The organism is Streptomyces sp. NBC_01669 (genome assembly GCF_026339735.1).
Lineage (GTDB): Bacteria > Actinomycetota > Actinomycetes > Streptomycetales > Streptomycetaceae > Streptomyces > Streptomyces yanii.
This window is the reverse complement of record NZ_JAPEQG010000001.1, coordinates 2222918-2235583: the sequence shown is the minus strand read 5'-3', so window position 1 is coordinate 2235583 and position 12666 is coordinate 2222918. Positions and strand designations below refer to the sequence as shown.

The window sequence follows — 12666 nt, the reverse complement described above, 5'->3', positions numbered from 1 at the left end:
GATGCTGTGTGCCGTGTCGCATCGCCAGGAGGTTCCGCATGTCCAGCCCCGACCAGCCCGTGCCGTTCACCGCCGATGACTACCGGGCGAGGATGGAGCGGGCCGCCGAGTCCGCCGCCGAGGCGGGGCTCGCGGGTGTCCTCGTCGCACCGGGCCCGGACCTCGTCCACCTGACCGGCTACCACCCCGTGAACACCGAACGCCTCACCCTCCTCGTCCTCAGGGCGGGCCAGGACCCGGTCCTCGTCGTCCCCACCCTGGAGGCACCGGACGCCGAGCGGGCCGTCGGCTCCCCTGCGTTGACCCTGCGCGACTGGACGGACGGCAAGGACCCGTACGCCGTGACCGCCCCGCTGCTCGACGCGGCCGGCCGCTTCGGGATCAGCGACAACGCCTGGGCGATGCACCTGCTCGGGCTGCAGAATTTCCTCCCCGGCACCTCGTACGTCTCCCTCACCGAGGCCCTGCCGATGCTGCGGGCGGTCAAGGACGCCGCCGAGCTGGAGCGTCTCGCGGCAGCGGGGGCCGCAGCCGACGCCACGTACGAGGAGATCCTGAAGGTCCGCTTCTCCGGCCGCAAGGAGACCGACGTCGCCGCCGATCTCGCCGCGCTGCTCAAGCAGTTCGGGCACTCGCAGGTCGACTTCACCGTCGTCGGCTCCGGGCCCAACGGCGCCAACCCGCACCACGAGGCGGGCGACCGCACCATCGAGCGCGGCGACATGGTGGTGCTGGACTTCGGCGGCCTCAAGCACGGCTACGGCTCCGACACCTCGCGCACGGTCCATGTCGGCGAACCCGGCGCCGAGGAGCAGCGGGTGCACGACATCGTGCGGGAGGCGCAGGAGGCCGGCTGCCGCGCGGTCCGGCCCGGGGTCGCCTGCCAGGAGATCGACCGGGCGGCCCGCGCCGTCATCACCGAGTTCGGCTACGGCGAGCGCTTCATCCACCGGACCGGCCACGGCATCGGCGTCACCACCCATGAGCCCCCGTACATGATCGAGGGCGAGGAGCAGCCGCTGGTGCCCGGGATGTGCTTCTCCGTGGAGCCCGGCATCTATCTGCCGGGCCGGTTCGGCGTCCGCATCGAGGACATCGTGACCGTCACGGAGGACGGCGGGCGTAGGCTCAACACCACCGCACGCGAGCTGGCGATCGTCGAATAGCCGGACCGGGAGGAGCGTTCAGCCCCCCGGCTCCCGCCTCCCGGTCGCGGAAGTGGTGCGGTACGTCGTACGGCACCACTTCCGCGGATCCTCAGTCGTCGGCGAGCACCACGCACGACTCGGGCGGCAGATGCAGCAGCCCGTCCGCGCCCGGCGTCTCCACCGGCTCCCAGGCGGCCAGCACCCTGCCCCCGCTGTTCCGGTTCCGGCCGACGCCGAGCGGGATCGTGGCCGGCTTCTCGTCGAGGTTGACCGCGATCCGCAGATCGCCCCTGCGATAGGCCAGCCAGCGCGCCTGCTCGTCGAAGGCCGTCTTCACCGATGCCAGATCCGGGTCGGACAGGTCGGGCATGGCGCGGCGCAGTGCGATCAGTTCGCGGTACCAGGCCTGGATGCGGGCGTGCGGCTCACGTTCCGGTTCGGTCCAGTCCAGACAGGAGCGGTCACGGGTGGCCGGGTCCTGCGGGTCCGGGATGTCGTCCGCCGCCCAGCCGTGCGCCGCGAACTCCCGACGCCTGCCGCTGCGTACCGCTTCCGCGAGCGCCGGGTCGGTGTGGTCGGTGAAGAACTGCCAGGGGGTTCGGGCGCCCCACTCCTCGCCCATGAACAGCATCGGGGTGAACGGGCCGGTCAGCACGAGCGCCGCCGCGCAGGCCAGCAGCCCGGGGGAGAGGGAGGCGGAGAGCCGGTCGCCGAGTGCCCGGTTGCCGATCTGGTCATGGGTCTGCGCATAGCCGACGAAGCGGGTGGCCGCGGTGCGGGCGATGTCGACGGGGCGGCCGTGGGCGCGGCCGCGGAAGCTGGAATATGTGCCGTTGTGGAAGAAGGCGCTCGTCACGGTCTTGGCGAGGGCGGTCAGCGGAGCGGCGGCGAAATCGGCGTAGTAGCCCTGGGACTCGCCGGTCAGCGCCGTGTGCAGGGCGTGGTGGAAGTCGTCGTTCCACTGGGCGTGCAGCCCGATGCCGCCCGCCGCGCGCGGCGTTGTCGTACGCGGGTCGCAGCGGTCCGACTCGGCGATCAGCGGCAGCGGACGGCCGAGCTCCGCGGCGAGCGCGTCGACCGCCGCGGACAGCTCCTCCAGGAAGGTCAGCGCCCGGTTGTCGGCGAGGGCGTGGACCGCGTCGAGCCGCAGTCCGTCGAGCCGGTAGTCGCGCAGCCAGCCGAGCGCGCTGCCCAGCAGATACGCGCGGACCTCGTCCGATCCCGCGGCGTCGAGGTTGACCGCGGCGCCCCACGGCGTGTGGTGGGTCTCGGTGAAGTACGGGCCGAAGGCGGGCAGGTAGTTGCCGGACGGTCCCAGGTGGTTGTGGACCACGTCGAGGACCACCGCAAGACCGAGCCCGTGCGCCGTGTCGACAAAGCGCTTAAGCCCCTCGGGACCGCCGTACGGTTCGTGCACGGCCCACAGCGACACCCCTTCGTAACCCCATCCGTGCGTGCCGGGGAACGGGCAGACGGGCATCAGCGACACATGGGTGACGCCCAGTTCGGCGAGGTGCGGCAGCCGCGCCGCGGCGGCGTCGAAGGTGCCCTCCCCGGTGTATGTGCCGACGTGCAGCTCGTACAGGACGGCGCCCGGGAGCCCCCTGCCCGCCCACTCGGTGCGCCAGGCGTACGCCTCCTGGTCGACGACGGCGCTCTCGCCGTCCGGGCCGTCCGGCTGGCGGCGTGAGCGCGGATCGGGCAGCACGGGGCCGTCGTCGAGGACGAAGCCGTACCGGTCCCCGTCCGCGGCCTCCGCCTCGGTCGTCCACCAGCCCGTTCGTGCCGGGTCGCGCTCCATCGCCCGCAGCTCACCCGCCAGCCGCAGACCGACCGAATCCGCCTCCGGTGCCCATACCTCGAACAGCATGCGTCGCTCCTCGTCTCCTCGTTCCGGCCCCATGGTCGGCAGAAGTAGGGATCACCGGCCCACGACACTGGATCGAGCCCGTTACTGGCGATTAAGGTCTGGTTCTGATCATTGCCCTGCCAGGTTCTGCTCATTCGTACGGCTGCTGGAGGCCGAGATGACCGTGCCGACGTTCCCGCCGGGATTCCTCTGGGGAGCCTCCGCCTCCGCCTTCCAGACCTGAAGTGAGTGGTGGTGAGCGGGAGTGAGTCCTGTCAGTGGGTTCGCGGGGATGGGAACGGGGGTTCTGTGGCCGAATGGGTGACCTTGGCGGCTGCTGCTCGTTGGGCTGGGTGACAGGTATCCAACCCTGAGGGGGAGGGGGTGATGGGGTGGGTGGTGTGCGGGAGCTGGCGGCGTCCTTCGTGGTGCCGGGGCCTGCTGGGGTGGCGATCCGGGACCGTCTGGGGCACCTCACGCCCCAGGACGAGAAGGTGCTGCGTGCGGTCGGTGAGCATCAGGGTGCGCTGGCCTCCCGTGATCTCAAGGCTCGCTGTGCGGACGGCCACGATCACAGCGCTCAGACGTGGGCGGCGCGTAAGCGGGACCTGACCGGGGTGTCGTCGTCGCGGATCGCCGGGGCGATCACCAAGGCCACCCACGATCAGTGGGCGCTCGCGCGCCGTTGCCAGGCGGCGCATATCCAGAACCTGGAAGCCGGGATCAAGACGCTGCGGCACCGCCTGTCCCTCCCGGTCGGGGAACGCGGTACGAAGCGGGCTGCGGGCGGCTACCGGTCGAAGAACGAGTGGTTCCGCAAGTCCCGTCGCCTCGCGATGCTGGAAGACCGGCACGCCGCTGCTGTCTCCGACCGGCAGGCCGGACGGGTCCGGGTGGTGCGGGGCGGTAAAAGGCTCCTGAACACCCGCCACCATCTCACCCAAGCCGAGCTCACCGAGGAGCAGTGGCGGGAACGCTGGGAGGCGGGACGATGGTTTCTTGCCGCCGACGGTGAGTCGGGGAAGCGGTTCGGGAACGAGACGATCCGCGTCACCCCGGACGGCGAAGTGTCGATCAAGCTGCCTGCCCCGCTCGCGTACCTGGCCAACGCCAGGCACGGCCGGTACACACTCACCGCCACCGTGGCGTTCGCGCACCGGGGCGCGGAGTGGGCCGACCGCATCACCGCGAACCGGGCCGTCGCCTACCGCATCCACCTCGACACGGGCCGCGGCCGCTGGTACCTCACCGCATCCTGGCAACGCCCCGTCGTCAAGACGGTCCCGCTCGCCACCGCCCGCGCCCAGGGCATGATCGGTGTCGACACCAACGCCGACCACTTCGCCGCCTACCGGCTCGACCGGCACGGCAACCCGGTCGGTGACCCGCACCGTTTCCCCTACGACCTGTCCGGTTCGGCCGGTCACCGCGACGCGCAGCTCCGCCACGCGCTGACCCGGCTGATCAACTGGGCGGTGCGTGCCGGTGTCGCCGCGATCGGCATCGAGGACCTCGACTTCACCGCCGAGAAGACCCGGGAGAAACACGGCCGCCAGAAGCGGTTCCGGCAGCTCATCTCCGGCATCCCGACCGGGAAACTCAAGGCCCGGCTGGTGTCGATGGCCGCCGAACAGGGGCTCGCGGTCGTCGCGGTCGACCCGGCCTACACCTCCATGTGGGGTGCCCAGCACTGGCAGAAACCGCTGGTCACCCCACGCCGAAAGATGTCCCGTCACGATGCCGCCGGTATCGCGATCGGACGACGCGCCCTTGGACACCCGGTCCGGCGTCGGACGGCACCGCCCCCACACGACCGGAGTGATCGTGCGGGGCATCGGACCGTCCAGGCCGGACCAGGTGACCCGGGGCGTGAGGGAACCCGCCCACCCACAACGGACCGGCCCCCTGGAGGACCGTCGCCGAACGGGAAGCGAAAGCGGGAAACCAGTGCATCCACAACCGTTCGGGATGCGCCCAGAACGCAACAGTGGGTCCAAGACTCACTTACGCACACTGGTTAGGAACGGTGTCCGGATCTTACGAACGACCCCCTCAATGATCAATACTTCGCGCCATGGTTGCTTCATGGTGGTCCCAGGCCCAGCTGGGGATCTTTGTGCACTGGACACCCGCGTCCGTACCGGGCTGGGCCCCGCCGTACGTTCCCGCCGACGAGCTGCCCCTCGCCGGCCGCCGGACGCCGCTCGGCTGGACCTCGTACGCCGAGTGGTACGAGAACGCGCTCCGCTTCCCCGGCAGCCCCGTCTCCGCCCACCACCGGGCGACCTACGGCACCCGGCCGTACACCGACTTCGGCAACGACTTCAACGACGGCCTGGACGGCTGGGACCCGGCGGCCTGGGCCCGCAGTTTCCGTGCTGCCGGCGCCCGCTACGCCGTCCTCGTCACCAAGCACCACGACGGGTTCTGCCTCTGGCCCTCCGAGGTCCGCAACCCGCACCGCACCGGCTGGCACACCACCCGCGACGTGGTCGGCGAGTTCGCCGAAGCGGTCCGGGCCGAAGGGCTGCGGTTCGGCGTCTACTACTCCGGCGGGCTCGACTGGACCTTCGACGACCGGCCCGTCGGAACCGGCGCGGACACCGTCTCCGCCGTGCCGCGCGGCGACTACCCGGCGTACGCCGACGCGCAGATGCGCGAACTGATACGCCGCTACCGGCCCGACATCCTGTGGAACGACATCGCCTGGCCCGGCTCGCGCACCGACGTCCAGCGGCTCATCGAGTACTTCCGCTTCACCGTCCCGCACGGCGTCGTCAACGACCGGCTGTTCCCCTACGCGCCGATGTGGCGCGCCCTCGCCCTGCCGGGCGCCAAGGCCCTGTACGACCGGTGGGAGCGCCGCACGATCGCGCAGGGCGAGGGGTTCGTGCCGCGCAAGCCCCCGTACTACGACTTCCGCACCCCCGAGTTCGCCCGCTACACCGGCCCGGACCCGTACGAGATCACCCGGGGCATCGACCACAGCTTCGGCTACAACCGGAACTCCTCACCCGACGCCTTCCTCAGCCGCCCCGCGCTGACCTCACTGGTCACGGAGACCGCGGCCGCGGGCGGCAACCTGCTGCTCAATGTGGGGCCGCGCGGCGAGGATGCGACCATCCCCGCCGAGCAGCAGCTCCGCCTGGACTGGCTGGCGGAGCTCACCCCGAACCTCACACCAGATGGATGCGTTCCTGGGTGACCGGATGGCCGGCCCGGGCGAACGCGGCCGCCATCGGCGCATTGCCCTGATCGGTGGCGCCCGCGATGAACTCGGCGCCCTCGGCGGCCAGGAAGTGCGTGCACTCGACGAGCAGGTCGTACCCGTAGCCGTGGCCCCGCTGCTCGGGTACGACCCCGATGAAGCCGATGCACGGACCGCCCGGATTACGGGCGGGCACATGGAGTCCGGCCACCTCGCCCTCGGGCGTGTACGCGAGCTGCCACCAGGAGCGCGGCGAGGGGCACCAGTGGAAGAAGTCGAGCTCCTCCTGCGCCGCCTGCTCCAGTCCGCCGGGTCCCTCGATGGCCCGGCGGGCGTGTGCGTCCAGCGTGACGGAGTGGACCCGGCGCAGCACGTCGAGGATCACCGCGTCGTCCGGCTCCGGCCGGAAGGTGAGCCGGCCGGGCCGCTCGGGCAGCCCGCACTCCGGCGTCCACTGGTACCGGTACCGCTCGACCAGCGGCTTCATCCCGGCCGCGCGGGCGGCGGCGATCCTGGCCTCGGCGGCGGCCGCGACGTCGGGCCGGTCCCGCCAGCCGGCGGGCAGGATCAGCTCGTACTCGGCGTACAGCGGTGACTGCCGCAGAAGTTCGGTGCCCGCCTCGTCCTCGCCGTCGGCGAAGTCGAACCAGTTGAGCGTCACGGGTGCGGTGTCCGCGGGCCCCGACCACCAGGCGGCCCTGGCCACCACGACACCGTCGCGCTCGGCGATCCAGGTCCACTCGGGGCGGTACTCACCACCCTCGCGCACGGTGGCATAGCTGTGCCCGAAGGCGGCGCGGCCGACGAGACCGCGGTCGGGCAGGGTGCGGAAAAGCTGTGCGTCGCTCTCGGTGAGCGCGCGGATGACCAGATCGGTCATGGAAGAGTCCTCCGGAAGAAGTGATGCGCTCCCGGTCAGACCGAAACCGAAACCGCCCGGCGAACGGGACGGGAGCGCGGGAATGAAGTGGTACACGTACGCACTGTTCTCGCCTCCTTCCTCGGTCTTCGGGCGGGTGGCCACCGTAACCGGCCCTGCGGTGGCCCGTCCACCGGATTACGACCTGGTGCACGACAGAGAGTGGATCAGGTCGTCAGTCCCAGACCATGTTGAACGCGCGCTCGAAATTGACGTACCCCAGGCGCGCGAACGACTTCGCCATCGGCACATTGCCGAGGTCCGTCGCCGCCCGGATCCGCTCCACCCCGTCCTGCGCGGCGAGCACCCGGGTGCCCTCGGTGAGCAGGTCGTCGATGTAGCCGTGACCGCGCTGCGCGGGCAGCACGCCGATGTACGCGATGATCGGGTTGTAGCTGTTGCGGGCCGGGATCACGAACCCGACCGGCTCGCCGCCCGGGAGTTCGGCGATGCGCCACCACTCGCGTGGGGTGCTGTACGCGCCGAGTTCCTCGTCGTAATGCTTCTCCGCCGCCTCGCGGGCGGACAGCCCTGACGCCAGGTCCTCCTGGCCGTGCGCGTCGAGCGTGCCCTCCATCACCGGAGCCATCAGCGCGAGGAGATCCTCGCGCCCGGTCACCGGGCGGAACCTCAGCCGGCCGCTGTCGGCGGGCACCGGCGTACCGGCCCGCCACTCCAGGCGCAGCCGCTCGACGAGCATGCGCGCACCGGTGCGCTCCATCACCCGGATCCGTGCCTCGACGAGATCGCGCGCCACCGGGTCCTCGCGCCAGTCCGGCGGTACGAAACGGCCGTACTCGGGACGCGGGACACCGGCGGGAAGCACGGCCGCCGCTGCCGCCCGCAGCAGCCGCAGACCCGTCTCGGTGCGCTCGGGCTCGGGCAGTGTGTCGTCGAGGTCGAAGAAGTCGAGCGCGAGGGGTATGTCGCCGCCCTGGCTCCACCAGGCGACGCGGGCGACCACGCGGTCTCCCCGCAGCGCCACCCACATCCACTCGGGGCGGCGGCGGCCCGTTGCGAGGTCGTCGGCCAGTTCGTGGTCGAGGACGTACGACAGACGGCAGAAGAGGCCCAGTTCGTCCGGCCCGGTGAGCGGACGGACAGTCAGGGCCGGGGGTACAGCGGTCACAGAGTCTCCTTGGGGCGCGTCCCGCCGTGCGGTGGGCACCGCACGGCACGCGGCGGCAGACAGTAGCAACGTTCCCCGGACACCACCGCGAATATTCGGCCGGTCCGTTCCGCGCTGGTCAGGCGGGCGGCAAGCGGCGTTGTTCTGGACACTCCGGGGCGGTCGCCCCGACAATTGACCGTGTGACGTCGTCCTTCGAGTTCCACACGTATCCCGCGCGGGTGTCCGATGCTCAGCGCGACCGTGTTCTCGGTGTGCTCAGAGAAGGCGCCGCGCAGGGCAGGCTCTCCCACGACACGTTCGTACGGCGCATGGAACTGGCCCTGGCCGCCCGCCGCCCGGAGGAGCTGGCGGCACTCACCGCCGACCTGCGGAGCGAAGGGCGCTGGACGCAGGGGCTGTTCCGGGTGGTCGGCGAGGTGTCCGGGTTCCCGGCCCGGCTACGCAGGGCCTGGCAGGCCGAGCGGCTGCCGAAACTGCTGCTGCCCGCCCCGAGCCCGTACCCCGTGTTCATCGGACGCGATCCGGCGAACGGGCTGCGGCTCACCCATGAGACCGTCTCGCGCAAGCATGCCGAACTCACCGTGCAGGGCGGCCGCTGGATCCTGCGCGACCTCGGCTCGACCAACGGCACGTGTGTGAACGGGCAGCGGGTGACCGGTGCGGTGTCGGTGCGCGACGGGGACCAGGTGAGCTTCGGCCGGATCACCTTCCGGCTGTCCGCGCCCGCACTCAAGCCGCCCGGGGCGCCGGGGCTTCCCGGGCGTCCGGCCTGAGAGCCTGTCAGGGGCCGCGGCGGCGTTCGCGGAGCTGCTGCGTGCGACGGGCACCCTCACCCGAACGGCCGTGTCTCCGCTGCGCTGAGCTCTGCGCGGTGGTCCCCTTGGTTCATCCGCGCCACACAGCGGCGCACCGAACCCGGGGGGCAAGGATGCAGGCCGACGCGCCCGACGGCATACCCCCGCCCATCTCCGCGCCGGACCGCGGCCGCCGCGTCGCCCGGACCGCGCGTCCCGGCCGGACCGACAGGACCGCCCGGCCCGGCACCGGCCCCAGCCTGCTCGCGCCCGGCGCCGCGCACGATCCGTACCCGCTCTACCGCGTGCTGCGCGAGGAGTACCCGCTCAGCTACGACGCACCCCTCGGCGCCTGGCTCCTCAGCAGGCACGCCGACGTGTCGACCGCCCTCACGGACCCACGGTTCACCGGCTTCCCGCACGACGGCGCGCCCCGCGGTGGCCCCGCGCCGCGCGGGCTCTGCCACGGCAGCAGGCTCTGCGTGCCCCGGCCGCAGGACATCGCGCGGCCGGCGGCGGCCGCGCCCCGCCACCTCTCCGAGCGCGTCGAACGGACCGCCTACGTCCTCGCCCGCCGCATCGCGGGGCGGCAACAGGCCGATCTGGTCGAGGAGTTCTGCCGCTGGCTGCCCGTGGGCGCCGCCGCACCCGGCGCCTCACCGGACCCGGCGCAGCCGCCCGGTCACCCCATCACCCCCTGCACCAGCCGGACCGGCCTCCGTGAGACGGCGCTCGCCTCCTTCCTCGCCAATCTGCTGGACGACCCCGACCTCCTGGCAGCCCTGCGCATCGAACCCGCCCTCGCCCGCCGCGCCTGGAGCGAGTCGCTGCGCCGCGACCCGCCCGTGCAGGTCGTGCTGCGCCGCACCGTCGCCGAGGTGCGGGTCAGCGGCGGCACGCTCCCCGCCGGGGCGCCCGTCGCCTGTCTGATCGGCGCGGCGGGCCGCGACCCCGAGCGGTACGCCGCCCCCGATCTCTTCGACCCCTTCCGGACCGACCAGGACCGGTCCACCGGGGGACCGGAGTCCTGTCCGGCCGTCCTGCTCGGGCGGCTGGAGGCCGAAGAGGGGGTGCGTGCCCTGCTCGACGCCATGCCCCGGCTCCGCTGGGCGGACGGATTCCGTCCGTCCAGTACCGGACTGCTCACCCGCGGCCCGCGGACCCTCCTCGTACGACCCGGCTGAGAGCCTGTCGGGCCTCGGCCCCGGGACTGCTCCGCCCCCGGGTTCAACGACAGGCGCGGAGCAGTGCCACCGGTCGTTCGGCGAACAACTCGGCCACCGCGACGGGACCGCCCGGGAACTCCCGTCCCGGCGTGAGCAGATCCGTCCACGGACCGTCGCCCGGCAGCGCCAGCGTCGTCCCGCGCCAGCCGCCCGCTCCGGCCAGCCGCAGCGACAGCCGGGTCACCGCCGTGACGACCTCGCCGGAGCGGCAGAAGGCCAGACAGTGCGCGGCCGCCGGGCCCTGCGCGGTCAGCGGGGTGTACGTCCCCGCCTCGCCGAAGAGCTCCGGCCGATTCCGCCGCATCCGCAGTGCCGCCACCGTGAGCGCTGCCTTCTCGCTGACGGGATCCTTCTCGGGCGGGCGGCGGAACGGCTGCCGGTTGTCCGGGTCGACCAGTGCCACGTACTCCTGCTCCGTCCCCTGGTACAGGTCCGGTACCCCTGGCATGGTCAGCTGCACCAGGGCCGCGCCGAGCGCGTTGGCCCGGGTGAAGGGTTCCAGTGAGGCCGCAAACCGCTGCAACGCCTCCCGTGCCGGCCCGGTGCCGGCGGCGGGACCGGCCGCGACGAAGTCCGACACCGCCCGCTCGTACACCGGATCGGGCTCCGTCCAGCTGGTGAACAGACCCGCTTCCCGTACGGCTTTCAACAGCGCAGGCTCCAGACGGCCCGCCAGCTCATCGGCGGGCAGCCCCGCGCAGCCGAACGCCGTCTGCCAGGCCTGCCAGGCCAGCTGCGGATCGGGCGCGACCGCCGTCGGGGCTGTCCGCGCCAGCTCCGTCAGCAGCTCCGACCACTGCTGCGGACACTCCGACAGGACCGCGATCCGGGCCCGCACGTCCGCGCTGCGCTTGGTGTCGTGCGTGGTCAGCGCGGTGCCGGTGGCGGGCCAGTCGCGCGCCAGCCGGGTGCAGAAGGCGTGGAACTCCTCCGGAGCCACCGCCGGGCACCCGGGATCACCGCCGACCTCGGTCGCCGAGATCAGCGGCACGTACCGGTAGAAGGCCGTGTCCTCGACCGACTTGGCCCGCAGCGCCGACGCGGTCTGCGCGAACCGGGCGCAGAATGCCGCCCGGTCCGGCCCGTCACCGAGCCGCCCAAGCGCCAGGTCCCGCACCACATCGACGGCCGTTGCCTCCTCGGGCACGGAGAACAACGCCCTGGCGTCCCGTACGGCCGTGTCCGGCAGTGCCGCCTCCGCCGCCTCGCTGCAGGGCCCACCCGCCGTGACGTACGGGCGGTAGACCGGGACGCGGACGAGCAGTTCGTCGATGGCGGTGCGCAGCGCCCACGGGGCGTGGTCGCGCAGTGCGTGGTCCTCGGCGCAGATGCGTACGGCGAGACGGGTCAGCAGCGCGGTCTCCGCGGCCAGTTCATGCGTCACCACCCGGTACGCGGCCCGGCGGACCGTCGTCGACCAGTAGCCGCCGCGGTCCCCGGCCGGGCCGGCGAACTCCCGGTACCGGCCGAGCAACTCGGTGGCGCCCGTCGGATCGGTGAACAGCCCGTCGATCCGGTGCAGCGCGTCGTACCCCGTCGTCCCCGCGACGGCCCAGCCCGCGGGGAGCGGCTCGGTACCGGTGAGGATCTTCTCCACGACCGTCCACCGCCCGCCGGTCGCCTCATCGAGCCGCTCCAGATAGCCGGCGGGGTCGGCGAGCCCGTCGGGATGGTCGATGCGCAGTCCGTCGACGACACCGTCCCGGACCAGTTCGAGGATCTTGCCGTGGGTGGCCGCGAACACCTCGGGGTCCTCCACCCGGACTCCGATGAGGTCCGAGATGGTGAAGAACCGCCGGTAGTTCTGCTCGGTACGGGCCAGGCGCCACCAGCCGAGCCGGTAGTGCTGGGCGTCCAGCAGCTTCGGCAGCGGAAGACCGGCGGTGCCGGCCCGGAGCGGGAACTCCTGCTCGCCGTGGCGCAGCACCTCCCCGTCCACCCGGAACCGTTCCATCTCGTCGCCGATCCGCCGGGCGAGCACCGGCAGCAGCACCCGCCCGTCGCCCGCCGCCCAGTCGATGTCGAACCAGCGGGCGTACGGCGATTCCGGGCCCTCGCGGAGGACCTCCCACAGAGCCCGGTTGTGGCGCGGGACGGCAGCCATGTGGTTCGGCACGATGTCCAGCACCAGCCCGAGTCCGTGCTCCCGCGCCGTGGCGGCCAGATGCCGCAGCCCCTCCTCACCGCCGAGCTCCGCCCGGACACGGCTGTGGTCGACCACGTCGTAGCCGTGTTTGGAGCCGGGCACGGCTTCGAGGACCGGCGACAGGTGCAGATGGGAGACGCCGAGCGCGGCGAGATACGGCACCGCGTGTCCGGCGGCCGAGAACGGGAAGTCCGGTTGGAGCTGCAGCCGGTACGTGGCGGTGGGCGTCATGCGAACGTACGTA

The 12666-nt window shown here is 72.4% G+C and carries 9 protein-coding genes; 5 read left to right on the top strand and 4 right to left on the bottom strand.

Features of this window, described 5'->3' with window-relative positions; genetic code table 11:
• Positions 1–38: 38 nt before the first annotated feature.
• On the top strand, positions 39–1166 hold the full coding sequence (locus OG972_RS09755; RefSeq protein ID WP_266980140.1) for an aminopeptidase P family protein: 1128 nt from the start codon (positions 39–41) through the stop codon (positions 1164–1166).
• 91 nt (positions 1167–1257) lie between these two features.
• Here OG972_RS09755 and treZ read toward each other — a convergent pair whose 3' ends face one another.
• Complete coding sequence (treZ, locus tag OG972_RS09750; protein WP_266980138.1) at positions 1258–3018, bottom strand: malto-oligosyltrehalose trehalohydrolase; 1761 nt, start codon at positions 3016–3018, stop codon at positions 1258–1260.
• Between the two features lie 371 nt (positions 3019–3389).
• Here treZ and OG972_RS09745 point away from each other — a divergent pair, with 371 nt between their 5' ends.
• Positions 3390–5018: a transposase gene (locus OG972_RS09745; protein WP_266980137.1), complete on the top strand. Its 1629-nt coding sequence runs from the start codon at positions 3390–3392 to the stop codon at positions 5016–5018.
• Between the two features lie 53 nt (positions 5019–5071).
• Entirely contained in the window at positions 5072–6202 is a 1131-nt protein-coding gene (locus OG972_RS09740) for an alpha-L-fucosidase (protein ID WP_266980135.1), read from the top strand.
• Here OG972_RS09740 and OG972_RS09735 read toward each other — a convergent pair.
• Together OG972_RS09735 and OG972_RS09730 are read right to left on the bottom strand one after the other, a co-directional pair.
• The gene (locus OG972_RS09735) at positions 6174–7085 is read right to left on the bottom strand and encodes a GNAT family N-acetyltransferase (protein ID WP_266980134.1); all 912 of its coding nucleotides are present in this window, start codon (positions 7083–7085) and stop codon (positions 6174–6176) included. The two genes, OG972_RS09740 and OG972_RS09735, sit on opposite strands and share 29 nt — an antisense overlap.
• Positions 7086–7299: 214 nt before the next feature.
• Positions 7300–8232: a GNAT family N-acetyltransferase gene (locus OG972_RS09730; RefSeq protein ID WP_266990374.1), complete on the bottom strand. Its 933-nt coding sequence runs from the start codon at positions 8230–8232 to the stop codon at positions 7300–7302.
• Positions 8233–8435: 203 nt separating this feature from the next.
• Between OG972_RS09730 and OG972_RS09725 the strand changes: the two genes are divergently transcribed.
• A complete protein-coding gene (locus OG972_RS09725; protein ID WP_266980132.1) occupies positions 8436–9029 on the top strand; it encodes a DUF1707 and FHA domain-containing protein in 594 nt (197 codons plus the stop codon).
• A 155-nt stretch (positions 9030–9184) separates the two neighbouring features.
• Positions 9185–10234, top strand: a complete 1050-nt coding sequence (locus tag OG972_RS09720) for a cytochrome P450 (RefSeq protein WP_266980131.1) — start codon at positions 9185–9187, stop codon at positions 10232–10234.
• Positions 10235–10277: 43 nt separating this feature from the next.
• Here the strand turns inward: OG972_RS09720 and treY are convergent, their stop codons facing one another.
• Positions 10278–12653: a malto-oligosyltrehalose synthase gene (gene treY, locus OG972_RS09715; RefSeq protein WP_266980130.1), complete on the bottom strand. Its 2376-nt coding sequence runs from the start codon at positions 12651–12653 to the stop codon at positions 10278–10280.
• Positions 12654–12666: the final 13 nt, after the last annotated feature.